The sequence below is a fragment of the Pseudoalteromonas sp. A22 genome, assembly GCF_018141345.1.
GTDB classification, from domain to species: domain Bacteria; phylum Pseudomonadota; class Gammaproteobacteria; order Enterobacterales; family Alteromonadaceae; genus Pseudoalteromonas; species Pseudoalteromonas maricaloris.
This window is the reverse complement of the sequence record NZ_CP047238.1, coordinates 2846532-2869333: the sequence shown is the minus strand read 5'-3', so window position 1 is coordinate 2869333 and position 22802 is coordinate 2846532. Positions and strand designations below refer to the sequence as shown.

Sequence of the window (22802 nt, the reverse complement as noted above, 5' to 3'; positions counted from 1 at the left end):
AGCGCTAAATCGGCGAAAATAAGCGATAAAGAGCATTTCTGTAATACCTTGTAACGCTTTTTTATAGTTTGAAAAACTTTTTGATCTGAATTAAGGGCAACTGAACTTGTACTAGTAAGATCAATAGAAGTGGCTAAACTTAGCTGAGCATGATCAGTTCTTAGCAATAATTGATAAATGATGTTCATAAGGAGGTTATATGTACGTTGCGTTAAAATGGGACCATATTATTGGAGCACATTTTGTTCAGTGGATCGTTGTAAAATGCAGTGGCGTAACGGACAAATTTGGGTTACCGCAAGCCTTACCCCCTCGGCGTGATATTGCCTATTTCACCGATCCCCAATCTGCTGAGCAAGATGCTAAACAATTTGCGGATTACAAAAATACTGGGCAAATGGCGCATATTGAAAAAAAATACTCACCCAACTTGGGGGAGCACCATGGTTTTTGTCACTATGCGTGGGATCACACCTATCTGAGTGAATTAGTAAAACACGCTGTGCTCTATTGGGAAGATGGCAAACACTTCTCACCTGAGCCATATAGAAACGATATTGCCTATTTTATCGATCCGCAAACAAGTGAAATGGATAGTATTTTCTTTGCACAATATAAATTAGAGCGAGCAAGGCTGCTGAGGCAAAAGCAAGATGCAGGTTAATACCTATTGGTATAAGCATATCGACTCACCTCACCGACGGGTGAGGTGAGTTTGTTATAGCAATTACTGAGCGTTATCTACATCACTTTGTGAGTACACTGGGTAGTCACTGGGTTTAAAGCGATTAAGGTTATTGAGGAAGCGACTGTCTTTAACGGGCAAGGTGGCAGAGCCATAATCATATTGATTGAGCTTTTCTCGTAACTCCGTGTTCGAAATTCCATCTCCAGCCATTTTGTACCAACTGATGATAGCGGGTGTGACAAAGCGGTAATAGTGGTTTTCAGCGATTTCGTTTGATTTGGCGAAGCGCAGTGCATGGGTCAAAATGCCGTCTTTATGATAGACAATTTTTAAGTGGCCATTCTCGAATGGTAGCTCATTAGCAGGTTTAGTGAATAAGTCGCCATGTGCGCTATAACTACCGTGTGTAACTATCCCATCTCGAGTCCATATCGCTGCATACTCCCAATCATGGCGGTGACCACCACCAAAGTAATCAAACACTTGATCTTTTTTGAAGTAAAGTGCATAGAAGTGTCCACAATACTCGCCGCTAGTCGTTGTTTTACAAGCGTAGCGGTGCACAGTATTAGAAGTATTTAAAAATTGATTATCTCGGCAATCACCTGTGATGCGCCCCGATGTTTTTAGCCCTGAATTTTGCACGCCAGTTCTACTGATCCCTGCGCTAGGCAGGCAACCATCACCGTCAAAATCGAACACAGGTTCAGTACCATTGATAATGTAGGGGGCTGGTAGGGCTTCGTCTAATGCCGCAAAGTCATTGGCGTAAGCGTATTGTGTACACGCTGCAACAATTGCGAGGGACAATAAAGGGAGTTGTGTTGTTGTCATACTGCTTTCCTTAATAAATGCAGTTGTGCCGTTTTGCACAACCGCTATCGATTAGAATCTAAGATTAAAAAAGAAGTATGACTTAAATGTATATTTAATGTTAAGTTTTTTGTTGGTTGTTTAGCTTTTTTTGAAAGTCAGATCTGACAATTTCAAGTGCAGCCATGACTTCTTCTGCAGGAAGATCATGCTCTTCTAACAACATAATAAGGTCTACGGCAAGTTTTACATGAGTTGGCGCTTGTTCTAGAGGGGTGCTCATACTTGAAATTGTTCCTTTTTAGCGATTTGTGCAATGGCAAAGTCAATCGCACTTTCTACCGCTTGTTCCATTTTTACACGCTCGGGCTGAGGCAGGTAAAACTCCATGTCGACATCGTAGCGAATATAACGCGATGGAAGTTGGTTCAAAACAGTACAACAAAAGTCGGCCATTACGTCTTCATCATAGATTTTATCTAACTTACGACGGACGATATGTTCGACTACCAGCTTTTCATAATAATTATGAATATCATCATGTAACTTCATACAGCCTCCTGCATATTCCTTTTAAGTTTATATCATAATAGCGGGGTTATCGAACAAAGCCAAAAAGGTTTGTTGATGTATATCTACAAGATGATCAACGTCGCGCTGATAGCCCCCACCTAGAGCAAAAGCTAATGGAATATTGAGGTGATGAGCATACTCAAAAACAATCGAATCTCGGGCCCTAACACCTTGCTTTGAAACACTAAAGTGTCCGAGCTCATCGCCTTGATACACATCTGCGCCGGCGTTATAAAGGATGATGTCTGGCTGGTATAATCGAACCGCCAGTTGTAAGGCTTCGCGGACGGTTGCCACATATTGCGCGTCCTGTGTATTCACAGGCAAGGCAAAGTCCAAATCGGATTGCGGTTTAATGCGAGGAAAGTTACTTTCACAGTGGATGGAGCAGGTAATGATATCGTCTCTATCTGCAACGATCGTTGCAGTGCCATCGCCTTGATGCACGTCACAATCAAAGATAAGCACGCGCTCAACCCGTTGATGGGCAATGAGCATTGCCGCGACCACTGCCCAATCATTAAATATGCAAAAGCCGCTGCCAAAATCGCGATGAGCGTGATGATAGCCGCCGCTTAAGTTTGCTCCAAATCCATATTCGAGCGCATACTTTGCTGCCGCTAAACCGCCACCTAGAGAAATCAAAGTGCGTTCAACTAGTTGTTCACTCCAAGGGAAGCCCATTTTCTTAATGGCTTTTTCGCTCAACGTGCCGTTTAGAAAGGCATCAACGTAATTACTGTCGTGGCAAAGTTGCAGTGCATCAGCTGTGATTTTTTGCTCGGACTCTTTGATAAATTGAGCAAATTTACTGGCGTTTATTCGTTGGTATAATTTTTTATACTTGCTGATAGGGAAGCGGTGCTTTTCAGGTAGATTTAGCTCGCTATAAATAGGGTGGTAGTAAAGCATTAACGGCTCTGGCTTTTCTCAACTTCTTGAATTTTTTGCTCGGTGGCGGAAATGGCCTTTCTGCAGCGGCCAAGGCGGGCATGAAGGGCTAATATTTCGGCATTGAGTTTGGCAGCCTGAGTGGGATCTGCTTTGTCCATCTGTAGTCTTCTGAGATCAATCATTTCTTGCAGTCGACGCTCAAATTCATGATTTTGCGACAGCTCCTGATATAACTCATGGGACGACTGCATAATCTTCTGCACTGCCTTCTTATACACTTTGGCTTTTTTGGGTGTATTCAGTTTGTTTTCTTTCGCCCAGACCGGGGTTGATTTTAACACCTTCAACACGGCTTCCATTTGCGAGCCTATCCGCTCGATGGCAAATGTAAAGGCGTGGCGCTGCTCACTTGGCGGCAGGTGAGACATTGCTTCTGCTATTTCTTCAACATAGTCGCTGAGCTTTAAGCTTTTAGTTCGAAATACACGGGCATCAAATAAGCTGGGCTGTGCCTGCATATAACGATTCTTATCAAACCATTTCGCGGAGTCAAATTGCGCGGCTTGTTGCTTTAAGCGGCTGACTTGTTGCTCAAGCTTGATAAGTCCTGTACTCACGAGAAATAAGCCTCAAAAATGAGCTTGCCAGCAAGTACAATAACCACAGTGTTAAAGAGTGGTTTGATCAGTTTGTTGCCAAACTTAATTGCAGAATGCGCACCAAGCCAAGCACCAAACATTAAAAAGGCGCCCATGGTGATACCCAGCATAAAGTTAACATGACCCAAGGCTACAAAGGTGATAAGCGAAATAAAGTTGGAAACAAAGTTCATTGAACGAGCAAGACCACAGTTTAAAAGTAAGCTCATTTTATAGAGCATACTGTTAGACGCAGTCCAAAACGTGCCAGTACCAGGTCCAGCCATACCATCAAAAAATCCCAACGATAAACCTTGCGCCCATTGCTTGATTTTGAGTGCTCGATTCGCTTCTGGCAAAGTATGGGAATCTGTTGGGCTTAGTCTACCGACTAAGCTATAAATTGCGACAGCGATGATAATAACGGGAATAAGTTTATTTAAAAACTCGATACTTAGAAAGTCGACAAGTAATGTGCCCAATACGGCACCTATCGCAGTGGCAATAATAGAGCCAATCCAAAAGCTAGGTTTGAATAACTGCTTTTTGTAGTAGGTAAAGCTGGCAGTTAAAGAACCAAAACTCGCGGCAAGCTTGTTGGTACCTAAGGTTAAATGCGGAGGAAGGCCAGCAGTAAGCAAAGCTGGCACGGTTAGCAGCCCACCACCACCTGCAATTGCATCAATAAATCCAGCAGCCAGTGCGACTAAGCAAAGTAACCCCCAAGTAGTGGGATCTAAAGCGAGTTCAAACATTATTAATCAATTTGCCTTTTGTATGGTGGCAGAGTATCAAGCATGGCTTTGCCATAACGTTTTGTAACTAAACGTCTATCTAAGATGGTGATACGGCCGGAGTCTGATTCTTTACGCAGCAGTCTACCACAGCTTTGTACTAATTTCTTTGCAGCATCGGGTACAGTGATAGATAAAAATGGATTCCCACCTTTACTTTGCACAAATTCCGCTTGGGCTTCCTCAATGGGGGATGTTGGCACGGCGAAAGGGATCTTAGTTACCACGAGATTCTCTAGGTATTTTCCGGGTAAGTCTAGCCCCTCGGATAAGCTTTGTGTACCAAATAAGATACTGCCGCGACCTAAGTCGATATTTGCTTTGTGACGAGTGAGTAGGGCGTCACGGGAAAGCTCACCCTGCACCAAAATATTGAGATGTTTACCTCTTAATTTTTCTACCACATGGTTCATTTGCCAATAAGAAGCAAACAGTACAAGGTTGGCTTTATTGGTGTCTAAATAAGTTGGCAGGGCATCCGCTAAATAATCGCTAAAGGCTTTATCCGTTGGATCTGTTTGGGTTTTTGGCAAATGCAATGTCGCTTGATTGGGGTAATCAAACGGAGAATCAGCCTTGATATATTTAACACCAGGCTCTTTTGCCAGTCCACTTTCGTGGGCGAAATGATCAAATGTGCCTAAAGCACTGAGGGTTGCGGAGCAGAGCACCGCGCCTGCACACTCACGCCAGAGGTTATCCTTCAAATAATAGCCGACTTCGATCGGACAATCGCAAAGTAAATGGTCGTGATGGTGTTTGTATTCTAAGCGTTTTATCCACCTTGCATGTGGCACGTTGTCGCCTTTTCGAGCATAGCTAAACCAGAGTTTGTTGAGTTGTTCAAGCCGGTTGATATATTGACCGCTTTCAACCAATAACGGATCGGCTAAAAATGCTTGCACATCGCCGTCTGAAACATCGCCCGACAGAGCATCATGCATCTTGGTAAGACAACGCAATGCATCTTGCGTGGCATCTGCGATGTCTTTTGCTTTTACGGTGAGCGCTTCAGGTACTTCGCCATGACTAAAGCGGTAGGTATCGTCATCGTTATAGGTAAAGTCGCTCTGATCGAGTATATCCCTTACCGCTCTGAGATATTTCGCCGCGTCATTGGCGGCATCGTTCAGTTTGAAATTCTGCCCAATGGCTTTTTGCGAAACCACAGTGTTTGCCATCTTTCCGCTAAACTTAAGTAGCTTTTCAAGCCACTCGATAGTGCCTTTAATCGTTGCCGCTGCAGAAGAAAAATCTCTGGTAATATGAGGCAGGTGGTGCGCTTCATCAATTACGTAAAATGTTTCTTCTGGTTCCGGTAATATCGTCCCGCCACCTAGTTCTAAGTCTGCCAGTAACAAAGCGTGATTAATCACTAGCACATCCATTTGTGCAATCTTTTGTCGAGCTAAATGAAAAGGGCATAAGTGATGAGATTTTAATTGCCGTTGGCAGGCGTGTTTATCACAAGCGATAACATTCCAAACTTTATCTGGAATTGTGTCTTCCCAGCTATCCCTGTCACCTTGCCAGCGCTTTTCTTGGTAAGCAAGTGCTAACTCTCTCAAGCACTTTTGCTCCATTTGAGAAAGCGGGCTGCTGGTTGTCGGCATCATCGACATTTGCATCTCATCATCGCTGACGGCAGCCATCAGTTTTTGTACGCAGATGTAGCGTTGACGGCCTTTTACAAGGTCAAATTTAAAGTCTATACCTGAATGTTCTTTTAAAAATGGCAACTCTTTGTTGATCAGTTGTTCTTGTAAAGCGACGGTTGCAGTTGAAATGACGAGTTTCTTTTTACTTGAGAGTGCGACAGGAAGCGCGCCGAGTAGATAGGCTAAAGATTTTCCGGTGCCTGTTCCTGCTTCAATCACGCAAATACGTTGAGTGCGGTGATAATCACCAGAGAGTGTTTTTGCTATTTCGGCGACCAGATAATTTTGACTCGGACGAGGACGAAAGCCATCTAAAGCGGAGGCGACATTTTGATGTGCTTGGCGGATGGTTTTTTTTAGTTTGTCTGAGAGCATAATCTATTTAGCCTAGAGTTCTGATATGAAGCAAGCCTACCACTTGAGTCTCGATTTTTAGTTAATCACTGCGTTAATGGATAGGTTTTATTCTGTTTGTGACTTTATGTTCAATAAACAGGTGGATATAATTACAGTGATTCGTCTATTTTAGGGTGGTATTGGAGTTGGCACAAGCGATATATCAGGGCTTTGTTTTATCGAGACAGCAGATGCAGGTAAATGGCCAACTGCGCTTGTGTTATTGGCTCAAATCGCAACATCAGTTACTCAAGGTGTGGGTAGAGGATGAGCAGCCACTTTTTTTCATTAAACAAGATAAAAAAACGGAAGTAGAGCTGCTGCTAAGTCGCGCTCAGTTGCAGTTTAGTATCTCGCCAAGTCAATTAAAGCACTTCGATCAAGCCCCTGTTTGCGTTGTGAAATTTCGCACCTTGAATCACTTCTATGAGGCAAAACAGCTACTTGAAAATAAAGTCGCATTATATGAAGAAGATATTCGCCATGCCGACCGCTATTTAATGGAGCGCTTTATTCGCGGAGCCGCTTGGGTCAAAGGAAAAGCTACGCAAAAACCGGGCTATATCGAAATTACTCAGGCGCAATTTAAGGCTTGCGATGATTATAGACCACACCTTGAAATGCTTTCTATCGATATTGAATGTAACGGCGAGGGGGTCTTATTTTCGGTGGGTTTAGTGACCGATACAAAAAAGCTGGTGATCATGATAGGTGAGGCGCAACATGCTGCCGTCAATGTAGTTTGGGTTGAAGATGAAATTGCGTTATTAGAAGAGCTGGTCAAGCAAGTAAATCGTTTAGACCCTGATGTGTTAATCGGGTGGAACGTGATTGAATTCGATGCCGCAATACTTGTGGAACGCGCGCAGGCTAACGGCGTCGCACTTGCGATAGGGCGAGATGGCGGAGTGATGTCGACTTTCAAAGGTAACTATACCCGGGTGTTTATTCCGGGGAGAGTGATGCTAGATGGCATTGATATGATGAAAAATGCGACCTATCACTTTGAAACATTTAAACTGAGCTTTGTGGCTGAGAAGATTTTGGGTACTACCAAGCTTATCGCACAGGACGACAGGCTTGAGGAAATCATCAGGCAGTTCCATCATGATAAACCGGCGCTCGCAGCGTATAACTTACAAGATTGTCAATTGGTGCTCGACATTTTTAGTAAACTTAACTTACTTGAATTTGCCCTCGCTCGAACTCTGTTGACGGGTTTGGAGCTCGAGAAAATGGGCGGCTCAGTCGCCGCGTTTACCAACTTGTATTTACCGTTACTGCACCGTAGCGGTTACATTGCACCAAATTTATCTGAGCATGGCATTAACTTTGACAGTCCCGGCGGTTATGTCATGGACTCAAAGCCAGGCCTCTATCAAAATATTTTGGTACTCGATTTCAAAAGCCTTTACCCCTCAATTATCCGCACTTTTTGTATTGACCCTATGGGGTTAATAGAAGGATTACAGCATCCTGAACATGCCATAGAGGGCTTTAATAAAGGTAAATTTAGCCGCACAAAACATCATTTACCGGGTTTAGTCGCTGCGCTCTCCAGCGCACGTGAACAAGCTAAATTAGACAAAGACATGATGCTCTCGCAGGCGATTAAAATCATCATGAATAGTTTGTACGGCGTACTTGGGTCTAAGGGGTGTCGGTTTTACGATCCTCGTCTTGCAAGTTCAATAACGATGCGCGGTCATCAGATTATGCAGCAAACGCGAACTTGGATTGAACAGCTTGGATATGAAGTGATCTACGGCGATACCGACTCAACTTTTGTCTGTTTACCCGAGTCTTTGCGTAGCGAAGCGTGCCAAGCAATAGGCAAGCAGCTGATGGCTGAAATTAACGAGCGCTGGCGAGCACTGCTGATGGAAAGCTTTGGCCTCCACAGTCATTTAGAAATAGAGTTTGAAACACATTATAGCCCTTTCTTTATGCCTACCATTCGTGGCCAGGAAGTCGGCTCTAAAAAGCGATATGTTGGGCAGATCACAGAGCTTGGCAAGCAAAAGCTGGTTTTTAAAGGAATGGAGACCGTGCGTAGCGATTGGACGGAAATTGCAAAGGAGTACCAACAAGCAATTATTCGCGCGCTGTTTGATGGGCTCGACACCGTTGAGATCACCCACCAATACATAAATGAGATTTTCGCTGGAAAAGTAGACGAAAAACTCATTTATAAAAAGAAGCTTGGTAAGTCTGTTGAACTATATACAAAAAATATTCCTCCCCAAGTAAAAGCGGCGAAACAAGCTATCGAGGATGGGTTGTTGCAAACCGCCAAAAAGGGGGCACAAATACCGTACTACTTAAGTACCGATGGACCTAAGTTCGCGCAGCAAGGCAAGCTCGTAGATATTGATTATTATCAATATGTTGAAAAGCAAATTCTGCCGATATATCAGATGCTTCCCAATGCTTCTAAGCTATCGATTCGTTCAGATGGGCAGCAAAGTTTCGATTTGCTTTAATCGAGATCGTACAATCAAACTGCCAGCATCTTCCAGTTTTAAAATTAATTAGTCAGTTAAATACACTAAAATAAAGTTCCTTTTTTGTTAACTTAAAAACCCTTCTTTTGCTCATTTATTGTTCTATTGTTTTGTTTTTAAGGATTCATCGGTTTTAATTTTAACCAAAATAATTTTTTATTCTTTTTTATTCAATTGGTTGTGGTTGGTTTTTATTGTGCCTTAAATTGGTAATTGCAAAAAACAGCATAATTAACCTTGATCATTGGTCTGGTGTTTGTTTAATATCTTGCCCCTAATGTTGCTATTTTAGAAATTAACAAGGCAACAAAATAATAATTAATACAAGCTGTTTACAATAAAACAATCCAGGGTGATTCACATGCTAAACAATAAGTTAACTAAGGCGGTTCGCTTAGCGATCGCGTTTGGTGGCGCTAGCGCTGCCGTATTTGCAACCAATGCAGTTGCTGAAGAAGAAGGCGCGAAAAGCGTTGAGCGCATTGAAGTTACAGGTTCTCGCTTAAAGCGCACTGACCTTGAATCTACTGCTCCAATCACTGTTATCGGCGGCGAAGCGCTTGGCGATATGGGTATCAGCAACGTTGGTGAATTTGTTCAATCAAACCCAGTTATGTCTGGATCGCCAGCAACAACAACGCGTAACAACGGCGGTAGCGGTGGCGTATTTGTAGAACTACGTGGTCTAGGTTCAGAACGTACGCTTGTACTTATCAATGGTCGTAAGCCTGTAAGCTCAGACTTCCAGAATATTCCTGCTGCAATGATCGACCGTATCGAAATTCTAAAAGATGGTGCTTCGGTTGCATATGGTTCGTCAGCAATGGCTGGTGTTGTAAACATCATCACTAAAAAAGAACTTACAGGTGTTGAAGTTAAAGCAACAACGTCTTGGTACGATATGTTTAGCGGTGGTAAAGAGCAAAGCTTCCAACTAGTTGGTGGTAAAGAGTTCGATACAGGCCATATCACAGTAGGTTTCGATTATACCAAGCAGGATCCAATCTATCAGGGTGATGTGAAAGACGTTAACTTCTTCCAATATCCTTGGCAGGTGCTTTCAGAAGAAGGTGCTAAGAGTTTTTACGAGAACGGTTTAATCCCAGATGGTGACAATGCGAACGTATTCATTTTAGGTTCGGGTTCTACTCCTTGTGGTAATTTCTACGTTGAAGGTAAAGGTAACTTTACTAATGATAAATGCCCAAGTGGTGGCGACGGTAAGCCTTCTCTAAGTGACATGCGCCCATTTGTCGGCGGTGGTGAAGTAAACGATACTTACAACTACAACCCAGTAAACTTAATGCAAACACCTTTTGAAGTGATTAACTTCTTTGTTGATACTTCATTTGAGTTAAACGATGACCTTGTCGTATATACAGAAACACGCATCAATAAGCGTACTTCAAAACAGGAACTTGCGGCTGTACCTTTCGACACAGCCTATGATCCAGGCTATGTAGTTACACTTTCAAATGGTTCGACGGCTAACGGTGTATCAGCTGATAACTACTACAACCCATTCGGTGAAGATGTGTATCGCTCTCGTCGTCGTATGCTTGAAGGTGGTCGTTACTTCGAACAAGATTATGTTCGTTTCCAACAAGTTGCAGGTCTAAAGGGCGCAATTAACGATAACTGGCAGTTCGATGCTTACTACAACTATGGTGCAAATAGCCTTCAAGATACTGACTTTGGTCAGCTTTACGGCCCACACCTAGCAAAAGCTTTAGGCCCATCATTCAAAGATGACGCTGGCAATGTGGTATGTGGTACGCCTGACGCACCTATTTCTGACTGTGTATCGCTAAATGTATTTGGTGGCCCAGGTACTGTGACTCAAGAGATGCTTGATTACATTACTGCACCACTAGGCGATCACTACAATGATTCATTCCACCAAGTTCGTGTAGACGTATTTGGTGAGCTATTTGAAGTTCCAGCAGGTTATGTTTCAAGTGCATTTGGCCTTGAGTATTACACCACTGAGTTTGAACAAGTAAATGATTCTGGTAAGTTCTTTGATTCAGTGACTGGTAACACCAGCAAGCCACTAACAGGTCTATCTAAGAACTACACAGCTGCGTCGGCAGAGTTCTTAATCCCATTAGTACGTGATTTAGGTGTTGAATCTGCAGATTTGACGCTAGGTGCACGCTATGACGACTTTAGCACAACAGGTTCAAACTTCTCTTGGATGGCTAAAATTGAGTCAAATATTTTTGATGGCTTAAAGTTCCGTGCAAACTATTCAGAAGTATATCGTGAACCAACACTAAGCGATTTGTATTCGCCAGAGCTTGATTCATTTGAAAGCGCTTCAGATCCGTGTTCTGCGGCAAACATTGGTGGCTTATCTGCAGCAGGTCAGGCTAAATGTCTTGAAATGGGTGCTCCAGCTGGCGGCCACAACAGTGCCGATGCGCAAGTTCGTACACGTTTAGGCGGCAACACAGGTGTCCAATCTGAAGAAGGTGAAACATTCACTATTGGTTTTGTGTGGGCTCCTGACTTTGTTGAAAACTTAGGTATTACTATTGATTACTGGGATATCAACATTGACGGTAAAATTGGTTCTCTAGCAACTGATGATATTCTGCAGGGTTGTTATGCCGGCCTTATAGAAGATATGTGTGCAAAAATCTCACGTGGCTTTGATGGCTCGGTTGATCGTGTAGACAGTCGTACAACAAACTTACAAAGCATGACTGCTCGTGGTATCGATCTTGATGTGAACTATTCATTTGACACAAACTTCGGTGCATTTGTAGCTAGCGTATCATGGACTCACTTCTTAGAGCGTGGCGAAGAAAACTTTGATGGTGAAACAGGTACATTTATCGTTGAAGATCTAGTTGGCAGATTTGAAGATGATACGTCTTACTTTGAAGACAAAATCTTATTCAATCTACGTTATGACCTAGACAATCTACGTGTTGTGTGGGCTGCGAACTATCAGTCTGGTCTTGAGTACGGTGACCTAACTTACATTAAGCGTGATAATTATGATTCATTAGCAGGTTTAGTTGCTAAAGTTGATTCATATGTGTACCACGATTTAACCGCACAATACTCATTTGATACAAACACAACGGTGCAAGCTGGTATTCGCAACCTAACAGACGAACTACCTCCTTATATCGAAACAGCGTTCAACGCGAACACTGACGAAAGTAACTTCAAGCTATTCGGACGTCAGTTCTTCTTAGGTGTAACTCAGAAGTTCTAACCGAAATTTAGCAATTTTGACCCAAATCGGCCTCTGTTGAGGTCGATTTTTTTAAATTCCCCATTCTAGTTTGCCTCCTTCAGTACTAAACCCATCCAATTTGTAACAAGTGCTTCGGTAGTTGTTTTTTTATTGCAGATATGAATTCTCAATGTTTATTGAATGTTGTTCCTTGGTGTGTGTAAATGTAGTGTTTGTACCTTTATTGTTGCGTAAAGAGTGATTTTTTGCGATGAATTACAAAAGTGATAAAAAAAATGAACTTATTTTTACTTTTATAACATCATGAAAAACAAAAGAAAAAAACTATTTTCATGTTAAAATAAAGCGTTTTTTGGTTTGTTTTATGAAATGATTGTTGACCCTATGTTGGTACTAAAAGTAGTATAGCTCTCGACACGATAACTCAAGCGATTTTAGGTACTAGATTTAAATTCTTTTAATCTGTTGTTTTTATTGAGTTTTTGTTCATTAAAATAAAAATCAGGGATCATCAATCATGTTGAATAATAAAATAAGTAAAGCTGTTCGTTTAGCTATTGCCTTCGGTGCAGCATCGTCTGCTGTGTTAGCGAGTACTGCTGTTTCAGCTGAAGAAAACACTGAAGAAGTGGAACGTATTCAAATTACAGGTTCAAAAATTAAGCGTATCGCTGCTACTGCGCCGACGCCTGTCGTTGTTATTGGTCGTGTTGAGCTTGAAAATGCAGGTGTCAGCAACGTCAATGATTTCCTATCTGAAATGCCAGCTGCAGAAGTTGGTCTAAGTCCTGAAAACTCTAATAACTATATCTATGCCAACGGTCTAAATACAACCGACCTGCGTGGTTTAGGTTCTAGCCGTACTCTTGTTTTAGTGAACGGTCGTCGCTTTATCGGTGGTTCTGCAGGTGATAACACTGTAGATTTGAACAACATAGCGACTTCAATGATCGAGCGTATTGAAATTTCAACTGGTGGTGCATCTGCGGTTTACGGTGCTGATGCCGTAGCTGGTGTAGTGAATATTATCACGCGTAAATCATTCGATGGCATTGAAATTGATGCTGCAACGACTCGTCCATTTGAAGGTGGAGGCGAACAAACGTTTGGCTCTCTTGTTTTTGGTAAAGAGTTTGATGGCGGCGGGTTCATCTTTAACTATGACTTTGCTGATCAAAAGCAAATGGCTAAAAAAGATAAATCATGGTGGTATGATAATCCAGTCTCTTTTGTACCTAACCCGGATAACAGAAGCGGTGAAGACGGCGTTCCTGCCGAAATTAAATATGAAGGCAGAAAGCATTACGGTCTTTATGATGAGTCGAGTGAGTTTGTTTTAGGCGGCAAGCGCTGGACATTCGATGAAAATAAAAATCTACGAGAGTTCGATATTGGTAGCGGTTATTTACCAAGCGACCCGACAGCTGGCACTTATCGCTATTATCCTGGTGAATATAAAGATGGTATCGAAGAAGGTCTTGATGAGTTCTTCCGTACGCCTTTAACGCGTCATACATTTAACCTTGCTGGTAACTACGAGATAAACGAAAATCACAAGTTGACCTTCGATACTATCTATTCTATCAGCGAAGCTTTCGGCCAGGGCTCACCTGTATTTTGGCGTACAGGCGATATTGTTATTCGCAAAGATAACGCTTTCATCAAAGACGATCTACGTCAGCTGATGGAAGAAAATAATGCAGAATCAATTTCTTTACGCCGTTTAGGTGATGACTTCGGTTCAAGAAAATACAATCAAGATCGTACTACTTTCCGAACGTCAATTGGACTTGATGGCTACATTGATGATAATTGGTCGTACTCTACATACTTCCAGCACAGCCGCTTACAACAAGATACGTCTTGGCAAGGCGAAGTGTTAATCGATAACTTCCAAAACGCGCTTGACGCAGTTGTACGCAATGGTGAAATTGTTTGTGCGCAACGTGATGATGACGGTAATGTTGTTGGGTCGATTTTTGGTTGTTCACCAATCAATGTATTAGGTGCGCCAGGTCACTCACAAGAGACTATTGATTACATCTCTACAGTAGCGACTGCGGAACATGGTGCTACCCAAACAAGCTTTGGAGCCACAATAACAGGTGATGTTTATGAACTACCAGCAGGTCCAATTGGTACTGCATTCAGTTTCGAGTGGCGTAGAGATTCAGCATACGAAACGCCGGGAACCGGTATCCGTAAAGGTCTAGTGTTTGGTAACTCTGGTTTAGCATATTCTGGCGCAGTAAATGTGAAAGAATACGCAACAGAAGTTATTATTCCGCTAATTGCCGATCATGAATGGGCACAAGAATTAAACCTTGAGCTTGCGTATCGTTACATGGATTATTCATCTACAGGTGGTGATTCTGCGTATAAAGTAGGTCTGACTTATCAGCTTAATGATGACATTCGTTTCCGTGCAACTAAAGCAGAGTCGGTACGTGCGCCAAACGTTAATGAGCTGTATTCAGCTGCTGGAACCCAGTACTGGTCATATGGGCGCTTTGATCAATGTGCTGCGGACGAAATTGCGAATACAGATGACAAGTATCGTGATAATGTAGTCAAAAACTGTGCGGCGGCAGGTATTCCAGATGGATGGATGCCGTCTCAGCAGTGGTTAGATAGCGGTAGTATTGAAGGTAAGCTTGGCGGTAACAACCAGCTAGACAACGAAGTTTCAAGCGATGTTGTGTTTGGTTTTGTGTATACACCAACTTCTATTGAAGGCTTTGATATCACTGTAGATTACTGGAGCTTTGAGATTGAAAATGCAATCGAGAACTATGACTATGGCGAGTTACAAAGAAACTGCTACCGTGCTGATAGTCTAGACAACCCATTCTGTGGCTTTATTACTCGTGGTGCAAACAACGAAGTTACTAGCTTCTTCCAAACTTCTCTGAACGCAGCTGAAGAGAAGAAGAGCGGTGTTGATATCGAGTCTGTATACGACTTCGAAACTAGTATTGGTGAGTTCGGTGTCAAGCTGACAGCGACTTATGTTGAAAACTACGAAATTAACCAAACAGGTAACCCTATTGACCTGTTAGTTAAAACGGGTGAGCAAGATCACATGAGATGGCGTGGTCGCTTGAATACTAGCTATGAGTACGGAGATTTCAGAGCTGTATTAGTTGCAAACTACCGTCATAGTACTGTAGACGAGCGCAATGGTTGGAACATCGAGCAACATAACTATAACGATATTCCTTCTTATACAACGTTCGACTTATCAATGAACTATCGAGTACTTGAAAACGTAGATCTACGTTTCGGTATTCAAAATATGTTCGACAGAACACCACCTAGACATCCTCTAGCGTTTGAAGACACTAGCTGGTACGATCCAATCGGTCGTCGCGCTACTGTTGGTGTGAACATCAAGCTATAATTTTTATAGTGATAAAAAGCCGCTCATTGAGCGGCTTTTTTGTTTTTGAAAACTTTCCAGTCCAAAAATAGATAATTTAAATAATTGAGTTGGTTTAATGGGCTATTGGATAAAGATCTACCTGTGCTTAACTATATAACCTGAGCTGCGGATAATTAATGCCTTTCTAGCAGCCAGTTTTAGCGCTAACTGCGTTGAATTCACTTCCAATAGCCAGCTATTGGTGCGTAAATTCGCCTTGTTTTCCCTAAAACTCTCTGGCTAGACAAGGAGAAAACTAAGTTGTGCTTTAGCAACAATGAGTTGGAACATTTCTTATCCAAACCTCAGGTTATATAAGTTATTCGTTATCCAAAAGTCATGTCTGCTAACTTACATCGACGACCTTACTGGCTTTACGATAGCGTATTTTGAAGCCACTCCAGGCTGGCAGTTCCCACCTTTTTGGTGCGTCTTTCCTTGTACCGTTGATATAAGTAAGTTCGATTCTTTTTCCTTTAAAATTATAACTTACTGCCATTGTCAGCGCTGGAATCGACCATGTTAGCGGAAACTTTTCAACAAATGGTGTTAATTCCCACACTTCAACTTCATTGAATAACAAATCTTGTTCGCTGATTAGTTCTATATCGTCATAGCTTTCTATACCAAGTGCCGTTAGCTTGTCACTTAAAAATGAGTTGAGTGTGGGCATAAGTTCATCGCGTTCATGAAATTGGTAGAACAATGCAGTCTGCTCAATATTGGCTTCTATCTGCTTGGCCAAACCTGAAAACAGCGTATTATTTTGGATAAGAAATACTAAGGCAGAAACAATGTCTCTGGGGTTATCAAGGCACTTAGCTTGTTGGCCTAAAACCTCGTCACCGTAATGTGTAATAAACTCACCCCAAAGCTCATCATTATCAATATAAGCTGAGCGCAGTGTTTGACTGCCAAGGCCCATTTCAAGTAATTGCTTTTTCGTTAGTAGCGCATTACACATCGCGAGTGTCTTAGCTTGCTTGGTACCTTTTCCTGCGAGTGAAAAAGTATTTAATACCAGTAGTGCTTCTGCCTGTTCCGGTACGCGAGTATGGTTTGAAGGCATGACTTCAGCGAAGCCATTATTAAAACCATTACGACGGTTTTGCTTATTAATATAAACCCAATGTGGCATTAGCTTAGCTAACTCAATGACAAGTTTGTCATGGTCAAAACTGGCTGCCTTATCCAAAGGCGGTAGTGCAAATGCTTCACGCAATTGCGTGCTAAATTGCTGTGCTTCTGTGAGCGCCTCAGGCGTAATATCAATTAATTCTTCAGTTTGTCCTCTCACCACAGCGATAGCGATTTCTATATCTGAGCCTCGAGTAAATCGGCTATTTAATCTTGTTAAGCGCTCTACATCATTAGGTAGCTGGTAAACTCGGGCTGGTACGGATAGAAGCGAAATAAGGTCAATAGCCGCTTGGCGTAAGGTATTTGAGGTCAATTTATGGATCACATAACCAAACTCAAAATCGACGGGTAGTGGGTAAAGCAGCTTGCCAAGCGGAGTTGCGATATTTTGTTCATCAATGGCTTCTAATGTAATTAGCTGTTGTTTAGCTTTATTTAGTGAGCTTTCAGGAAGTGGGTCGATAAAGTCAATAGACGAGACACCTGTTGTTGCGCAGCCCGCCGCAAGTACAAGCTCTGCCAATGACTCTCTTTGGATCTCAGGCGGGGTGCTGTCTATCAAAGGCGCATATTGGCCATATAATCGCATACATAGTCCCGGTTGCGTACGTCCTGCGCGTCCTAGACGTTGCTTTGCTGAATCTCTTGCAATCGCATCTAAGCCTAATACGGTTTTTCCAAGGCGTAAATGAGTACGACGCTCAAGCCCTGAGTCAATCACGCAAGTGACATTGGGAATAGTGAGCGAGGTTTCGGCAACATTGGTTGCGAGAATAATTCGACGTGTACTTTGTGCGGTTAATGCAATGCGCTGAGCTTCTGGGCTGCAGCCACTATATAAACCAACGGTAGTCGCTGGCAGCGCTTTCACTTTAGCTAAGCTTGCTTGGATCTCGGCCTTGCCAGGTAAAAAGACCAAAATATCGCCCTGGCAATGTTCCAATGCGTATTGGCAAGCTGCAAAAACTCGAGTATCGAGTTGCTCTTTTTGGGGCATAGTTCTTGGATCGGGCGCGTGAAAATACTCTTCAACGGGGTAAATGAATCCTTCTGACTCTAAGATAGGGGCGTCTAAATAAGAGGCTAATTTTTGGCTGTTTAACGTTGCTGAGGTAACAATGAGTTTGTGTGATTGAGCTTGCTTTAAGAGCGCTAATAATAAGTCCATGTCCCAGCGTCTTTCATGAAACTCATCCAACATTACGACGCTGAATTCTGCAAGTTTGCTCTCAAAAAACCACCTTAATGCTACACCAGGCGTTGCATAAACTACCTGAGTGTCTAGTGAAAACTTCCCCTCAAACCGAATAGCAAAGCCCACCTTATCACCAAGCGGTGAGCCACTTTGAGCCGCGACATATTCAGCTAAAGAGGTACAAGCAATACGCCGAGGCTCTATGACTAATACTCTGCCATGTTGTGAGGCCCAAAGCGGAAGTTGGGTTGATTTGCCAGAACCTGTTGTGGCACATACAACAATCGCATTTTGTTCGCTTAGTGTTTGAGTAAACTGAGGCTGTAAAGATTCAATGGGTAAAGACATAGCAGTTCATTTGCATTTTTTCGCCATAGTAACAAAGTTTGCTTGAAAAAGTCGGAGTCAGTACCAATTAATATTTGATGGATTATTCAACCTGAACTCGGAATAAGAAGTTAGGGAACTGATATAAAATACGACTTCTAACATTATTCAACTCTAGCCAGATGTTCTTTCTTAATACAAGGCAAATTTGAGCGTCAATAGCTAGCCTATTGCAAACAAATTTAACGCAGTAGTAAGGAATAACAACTGCTAGAGAACAAGTTATTATTCCTAGTTTAGGTTATTTTATAAAGGCCAAAAGCCATGATAGAAATAGTGCTTATTATCGGCCTTATTCTATTTGTTTCTCTGTATTGGAACTGGGAAAAAATTCAAAGACTGAAGTGGCAAAGGAAATACCAAGATCAAACGCTGAGTGCGTCAGATAAGCAAGTATTGCTAAAATACATGCCTATCTATCGTAAGATGACAGATGCTGATCGCGCACAGTTGGAAAAACATATTGTCTGGTTTCTTGGCGAGAAGCGGGTACTGGGTAGAGATGGGTTAACGGTGTCACGACCGATGACTTTAATTATTGCCGCAGATGCCTGTTTACTGGTTCTTAAGCAAGCTTGGCCACTCTATCCCAACGTCAAAGAAATATTACTCTATCCCAGTAGCTATTACGCGCCACAAACTGCTAGAGATGGTGCCGGTTTGGTTAGTTTTCACCAAACAGTTCGTCAAGGAGAGTCTTGGCCTGGAGGTACTTTAGTACTGAGTTGGCACGATGTACTTGAGGGAAATCGATTGCCTGAGGATGGTCACAATTTGGTGTTTCATGAATTCGCCCATCAACTTGACCAACAAACTGGTGCGACGAATGGGACGCCTGCGTTACCTGTAGGAATGAGTTACCAAGACTGGGGTAAGGTGCTATCAAAGGCTTACCAGCATTTAAAAATGCAGCTGTCCTACAATATGCCCCATGCTATTCATTCATATGGTGCGACAAACGAAGCGGAGTTTTTTGCTGTGGTAACAGAAACCTTTATTGAAAAGCCCTATGAGCTCAGACAGGAAAATCCAGAGCTATACAATTTGTTGAAAGATTACTATCAGTTTAATCCTGAAGAGTGGGTGCGCTAAACACCCATCCACAGTTAAGAACAAGTTAAAGTACTGAGATCTAGGCGTGGGCGATATTGCTCTACCAGTTTTTCATATTCAACAATAGTGTGGTTCATTTCCTCTGCAAGAGTGTATTTGAACCACCAAGATTTGCTGTCTGTGAGGAAGCCACATTTATCAACATGCAAGCCAGAGATTGCCGCTTGTAGCAGTTGATCATTTTTGCTCGATTCACCGATTAACTTGGTAAAATAAGCTCTTTGTTCTGCTTTGGCTATTTCAATAGATTGTAAGTAATTAAAGCAAATAAACGTAGTAGTTAATATTAGCGCGATTAATAAAACCAATATATAAGATAGTTTGTACATATCATCTCCTTTTGCGCTTAGCTACTAAATGCTCGGGTGTAGCTCATTTCCACACTATACTTTCGAGTTTTTAGCTAAATCCAGTGTATTGGCTTTTATAATGTCACAGTTTGTTGCATTGGCAAGACAAAATTGATATTCGCTTTTATCTATAAAACTTGCTGTCTAGGCGAGGGAAACATTTCGATTGGGATTAAAACGATGAATTATCTCATTCCTTATCAACCTCAAGTTAATTAGGAAGTCAGTACCTTTGGTGCTGTATAAAGGGAAGAAAATACGACAACAATAAAGCGGTGGCTTCGGAAAAATTACTTTTTCTTATTACCATTAAGAATTGATATACCTACAAAAACGCCCGGATATGGGATCCGAGCGTTTAATTTAAGGCTTGTCATTCAAATGAATTTTGACAATTGAAGAGTTGACCTACTTAAGAAAAGCTAATTTCTTTTCTTTCGCGTTTTTCTCTTCTTTGACCTTCAGGACGGCGTTTATCGCCACCGCCACTACGTGGGTCTTTAAAGCTACGCTTACGGTCTCTTTGCTCTTCGCCTCTGCCCTGACCTTGGTCAGCTGGGTGAGTGCTCTTAGTCATGTTCATAGGGCGTTGACAGATGTGAACACTCTTGAAGTGGCTAAGTACATCACTTGGCATATTCTGCGGCAATTGAACCGTGCTGTGTTCATTGAACAGACGGATTTCACCGATGAACTTGCTTGAGATATCCGCTTCGTTTGCGATAGCACCAACGATGTTCTTAACTTGAACACCATGGTCACGACCCACTTCGATACGGTAAGTATCCATTGGACCTGATGCACGGTCACGGCTACGAGATTTGCGTTCACCACGCTCGCCACGGCTACCATCTCTTTCGCGACGCTCGCCACGACGGTCGTCACGTTCTCTACGCTCACGCTGTTGAATTTGAATATCTTCAACTTTCAGCGGCGTTTGCTGCTGTGCAAGACACAATAGCGCTGCTGCTAAGTCTTCTTGGCTCAGCTCTAGCTTTTGTGCAAGGCCTGATGCCACTTTTGAGAAGAACTCAATGTCTTTGTGCTCAAGCGCTGTAGAGATCTTGGTCTCTAATGCACCAATACGCTTTTCTTCAACGACTTTCGCACTTGGTAATTCAACCTGTGCAATATCAGAGCGCGTATGGCGCATGATGTTCTTAAGTAAATAACGCTCGTTGTTCTTAACGAACAAGATTGCTTTACCTTGACGACCAGCACGGCCTGTACGACCGATACGGTGAACATAAGCTTCACAGTCTTGTGGGATATCGTAGTTAACAACAAGGCTTAGACGCTCTACGTCAAGACCACGTGCCGCAACGTCAGTTGCGATAACGATATCTAGTAAACCGCTCTTTAGACGGTCTACTGTGCGCTCACGTGCCTGTTGGTTCATGTCGCCGTTGAGCGGCGCAGCTGAGAAGCCTTCACGCTCTAGTAGCTCTGCAAGCTGAACAGTGTCATTACGTGTACGTACGAACACGATAGCACCGTCGTAATCTTCCGCTTCTAAGAAACGTACGATCGCTTTGTTTTTGTGTGCAGTTGCACGCCAGTAAACTTGCTCGATCGTAGATACTGTAGAGTTACGCGGAGTGATCTTAACTTGTTCAGCGTTATCTAAATATTTATTACAGATTGATTGGATCTGCTTTGGCATAGTCGCAGAGAACAAACAAGTTTGCTTCTCTTCCGGTGTTTTCTCCATGATGCTTTCAACATCATCGATAAAGCCCATGCGTAGCATTTCATCTGCTTCATCAAGTACAAGTGCGTTTAGACCAGAAAGGTCAATCGTCTTGCGATTGATGTGGTCAATCAAACGACCTGGTGTTGCCACAATAATTTGGGCACCACGGCGTAGAGCACTTAGCTGAATGCCGTAGCTTTGACCACCATAAAGCGCTAGTACTTCAACGCCTTTAGTAAATTTAGCATATTGCTGAAATGCTTCAGCAACTTGAATAGCTAGCTCACGCGTTGGCGTAAGCACAAGAATTTGCGGTTGTTTAACGGATGCGTCTACTTGGTTTAACAATGGCAGTGCAAATGCTGCCGTTTTACCTGTACCCGTCTGCGCTAGTCCCAGTACGTCTTTTCTTTCTAGCAATAACGGTATACATTGAGCTTGGATCTCAGAAGGTGTTTTATATCCCAGCTCTTCGACTGCTTTTAAGATTGCAGGAGAAAGGTCTAAAGATTCAAACGTAACTGGTTCTGACATTAATGCGCCTCAACTATTTTAAAGAGGCGCGCATTGTACAGGAAAGATAAAATAAAAGCTTGCATAAAATCACACTATTTTATATGTGTCTGATATTGGTTAAAATTTAATCTATGTGATTTTGCTAATTTACTGGTAAAGGCCTAAATTTGCTTTTGCATAGGCTTCAAATTCAGTAAAGCCGCCAATGTGATCTTGGTCGATAAAAATCTGTGGTACGGTAGGGCAAGGTTTACCCGCTGACTTTTCAAGATCGGCTTTGCTTACGCCTTCCTTGATAATGTCAACATAGCGAAAATTGAAGTCATCGCGCTCTTGCGTTAAACGCTCAGCCACTTCTTTTGCACGAACACAAAACGGGCAACCTTCACGACCAAAAATAACAGTAAACATATTCTTTTTCTCCTCTAAACGGTTAGCTTCAGTATAGAGGATTAATCATGAAGGTAAATTGAATTAAAATGATGAGATTAATCCAAAAAAGCGATTAACTCCGATAGACGGTTTTGATCAAGTGGAAGCCGAACTTAGTTTTCACAGGGCCGTGCACTTCAAATAACGGCTTTTTGAATACCACATCGTCAAAGGCCTTCACCATATCCCCTTTATTGAACTCACCAAGGTCGCCACCGCGCTTTTTTGAAGGACAAAGGGAATATTGTTTAGCCAATTTGCCAAAGTCAGCACCTTTGGCTAGTTTGGCTTTGATGTCTAAACACTCTTTTTCGGTTTTTACTAAAATATGATAGGCGCACGCTTTAGGCATGAAGGGACTCTCATTATAAAAATAAATGCGATCA

The 22802-nt window shown here is 42.4% G+C and carries 17 protein-coding genes; 5 read left to right on the top strand and 12 right to left on the bottom strand.

Annotation, left to right across the window (positions count from 1 at the left end; all coding sequences use genetic code 11):
* The first annotated feature begins 199 nt into the window (after nt 1–199).
* Nucleotides 200–664 carry a hypothetical protein gene (locus tag GSF04_RS17760; protein ID WP_211858129.1) on the top strand — a complete coding sequence of 155 codons (465 nt, stop codon included), beginning with the start codon at nt 200–202 and terminating at the stop codon, nt 662–664.
* A 63-nt stretch (nt 665–727) separates the two neighbouring features.
* Here GSF04_RS17760 and GSF04_RS17755 read toward each other — a convergent pair whose 3' ends face one another.
* From GSF04_RS17755 to dinG, 7 genes are all read right to left on the bottom strand, one after another.
* Complete coding sequence (locus GSF04_RS17755; RefSeq protein ID WP_130125961.1) at nt 728–1522, bottom strand: NPP1 family protein; 795 nt, start codon at nt 1520–1522, stop codon at nt 728–730.
* Nucleotides 1523–1622: 100 nt separating this feature from the next.
* Nucleotides 1623–1784, bottom strand: a complete 162-nt coding sequence (locus GSF04_RS17750) for a DUF2496 domain-containing protein (RefSeq protein WP_010375809.1) — start codon at nt 1782–1784, stop codon at nt 1623–1625.
* Nucleotides 1781–2053, bottom strand: a complete 273-nt coding sequence (locus GSF04_RS17745; protein WP_039496836.1) for a late competence development ComFB family protein — start codon at nt 2051–2053, stop codon at nt 1781–1783. Before GSF04_RS17745 ends, GSF04_RS17750 begins: the two co-directional genes overlap by 4 nt.
* Before the next feature lie 27 nt (nt 2054–2080).
* Nucleotides 2081–2986 carry a histone deacetylase gene (locus GSF04_RS17740; RefSeq protein ID WP_211858127.1) on the bottom strand — a complete coding sequence of 302 codons (906 nt, stop codon included), beginning with the start codon at nt 2984–2986 and terminating at the stop codon, nt 2081–2083.
* Nucleotides 2986–3585: a primosomal replication protein gene (locus GSF04_RS17735; RefSeq protein WP_039496840.1), complete on the bottom strand. Its 600-nt coding sequence runs from the start codon at nt 3583–3585 to the stop codon at nt 2986–2988. Before GSF04_RS17735 ends, GSF04_RS17740 begins: the two co-directional genes overlap by 1 nt.
* The gene (locus GSF04_RS17730; protein WP_010606576.1) at nt 3582–4361 is read right to left on the bottom strand and encodes a TSUP family transporter; all 780 of its coding nucleotides are present in this window, start codon (nt 4359–4361) and stop codon (nt 3582–3584) included. Before GSF04_RS17730 ends, GSF04_RS17735 begins: the two co-directional genes overlap by 4 nt.
* 2 nt (nt 4362–4363) lie before the next feature.
* On the bottom strand, nt 4364–6433 hold the full coding sequence (gene dinG, locus GSF04_RS17725; protein WP_211858125.1) for an ATP-dependent DNA helicase DinG: 2070 nt from the start codon (nt 6431–6433) through the stop codon (nt 4364–4366).
* 167 nt (nt 6434–6600) lie between these two features.
* Between dinG and GSF04_RS17720 the strand changes: the two genes are divergently transcribed.
* The 3 genes from GSF04_RS17720 to GSF04_RS17710 all read left to right on the top strand — a co-directional run bounded on the left by GSF04_RS17720 (nt 6601) and on the right by GSF04_RS17710 (nt 15569).
* Nucleotides 6601–8937 (top strand): DNA polymerase II, encoded by a 2337-nt coding sequence (locus tag GSF04_RS17720; protein ID WP_211858123.1) that lies wholly within the window; start codon nt 6601–6603, stop codon nt 8935–8937.
* A gap of 382 nt (nt 8938–9319) precedes the next feature.
* Nucleotides 9320–12187 (top strand): TonB-dependent receptor, encoded by a 2868-nt coding sequence (locus GSF04_RS17715; protein ID WP_211858122.1) that lies wholly within the window; start codon nt 9320–9322, stop codon nt 12185–12187.
* A 499-nt stretch (nt 12188–12686) separates the two neighbouring features.
* Nucleotides 12687–15569 (top strand): TonB-dependent receptor, encoded by a 2883-nt coding sequence (locus GSF04_RS17710; protein WP_211858121.1) that lies wholly within the window; start codon nt 12687–12689, stop codon nt 15567–15569.
* A 367-nt stretch (nt 15570–15936) separates the two neighbouring features.
* Here GSF04_RS17710 and GSF04_RS17705 read toward each other — a convergent pair whose 3' ends face one another.
* Nucleotides 15937–18273, bottom strand: a complete 2337-nt coding sequence (locus GSF04_RS17705) for a helicase-related protein (RefSeq protein WP_211858120.1) — start codon at nt 18271–18273, stop codon at nt 15937–15939.
* A gap of 303 nt (nt 18274–18576) precedes the next feature.
* On the opposite strand from GSF04_RS17705, the gene GSF04_RS17700 reads away from it, so the two are divergent.
* Nucleotides 18577–19404, top strand: coding sequence for a M90 family metallopeptidase (locus tag GSF04_RS17700; RefSeq protein ID WP_211858119.1), 828 nt, complete (start codon nt 18577–18579; stop codon nt 19402–19404).
* A 14-nt stretch (nt 19405–19418) separates the two neighbouring features.
* Here GSF04_RS17700 and GSF04_RS17695 read toward each other — a convergent pair whose 3' ends face one another.
* From GSF04_RS17695 to GSF04_RS17680, 4 genes are all read right to left on the bottom strand, one after another.
* The gene (locus tag GSF04_RS17695; protein ID WP_211858118.1) at nt 19419–19754 is read right to left on the bottom strand and encodes a hypothetical protein; all 336 of its coding nucleotides are present in this window, start codon (nt 19752–19754) and stop codon (nt 19419–19421) included.
* Nucleotides 19755–20187: 433 nt separating this feature from the next.
* The gene (locus GSF04_RS17690; RefSeq protein ID WP_211858117.1) at nt 20188–22002 is read right to left on the bottom strand and encodes a DEAD/DEAH box helicase; all 1815 of its coding nucleotides are present in this window, start codon (nt 22000–22002) and stop codon (nt 20188–20190) included.
* A 129-nt stretch (nt 22003–22131) separates the two neighbouring features.
* Nucleotides 22132–22395 (bottom strand): GrxA family glutaredoxin, encoded by a 264-nt coding sequence (locus GSF04_RS17685; RefSeq protein ID WP_010378880.1) that lies wholly within the window; start codon nt 22393–22395, stop codon nt 22132–22134.
* 94 nt (nt 22396–22489) lie between these two features.
* A complete protein-coding gene (locus tag GSF04_RS17680) occupies nt 22490–22768 on the bottom strand; it encodes a peptidylprolyl isomerase (RefSeq protein ID WP_039496854.1) in 279 nt (92 codons plus the stop codon).
* Nucleotides 22769–22802: the final 34 nt, after the last annotated feature.

Bases quoted from the DNA above. Each gene is read 5' to 3' on its own strand.
- GSF04_RS17715 (WP_211858122.1), top strand. From the start codon at position 9,320: ATGCTAAACAATAAGTTAACTAAGGCGGTTCGCTTAGCGATCGCGTTT.
- GSF04_RS17685 (WP_010378880.1), bottom strand. From the start codon at position 22,395: ATGTTTACTGTTATTTTTGGTCGTGAAGGTTGCCCGTTTTGTGTTCGT.
- GSF04_RS17700 (WP_211858119.1), top strand. From the start codon at position 18,577: ATGATAGAAATAGTGCTTATTATCGGCCTTATTCTATTTGTTTCTCTG.
- GSF04_RS17710 (WP_211858121.1), top strand. From the start codon at position 12,687: ATGTTGAATAATAAAATAAGTAAAGCTGTTCGTTTAGCTATTGCCTTC.
- GSF04_RS17680 (WP_039496854.1), bottom strand. From the start codon at position 22,768: ATGCCTAAAGCGTGCGCCTATCATATTTTAGTAAAAACCGAAAAAGAG.
- GSF04_RS17755 (WP_130125961.1), bottom strand. From the start codon at position 1,522: ATGACAACAACACAACTCCCTTTATTGTCCCTCGCAATTGTTGCAGCG.
- GSF04_RS17690 (WP_211858117.1), bottom strand. From the start codon at position 22,002: ATGTCAGAACCAGTTACGTTTGAATCTTTAGACCTTTCTCCTGCAATC.
- dinG (WP_211858125.1), bottom strand. From the start codon at position 6,433: ATGCTCTCAGACAAACTAAAAAAAACCATCCGCCAAGCACATCAAAAT.
- GSF04_RS17695 (WP_211858118.1), bottom strand. From the start codon at position 19,754: ATGTACAAACTATCTTATATATTGGTTTTATTAATCGCGCTAATATTA.
- GSF04_RS17745 (WP_039496836.1), bottom strand. From the start codon at position 2,053: ATGAAGTTACATGATGATATTCATAATTATTATGAAAAGCTGGTAGTC.
- GSF04_RS17730 (WP_010606576.1), bottom strand. From the start codon at position 4,361: ATGTTTGAACTCGCTTTAGATCCCACTACTTGGGGGTTACTTTGCTTA.
- GSF04_RS17705 (WP_211858120.1), bottom strand. From the start codon at position 18,273: ATGTCTTTACCCATTGAATCTTTACAGCCTCAGTTTACTCAAACACTA.
- GSF04_RS17750 (WP_010375809.1), bottom strand. From the start codon at position 1,784: ATGAGCACCCCTCTAGAACAAGCGCCAACTCATGTAAAACTTGCCGTA.
- GSF04_RS17740 (WP_211858127.1), bottom strand. From the start codon at position 2,986: ATGCTTTACTACCACCCTATTTATAGCGAGCTAAATCTACCTGAAAAG.
- GSF04_RS17760 (WP_211858129.1), top strand. From the start codon at position 200: ATGTACGTTGCGTTAAAATGGGACCATATTATTGGAGCACATTTTGTT.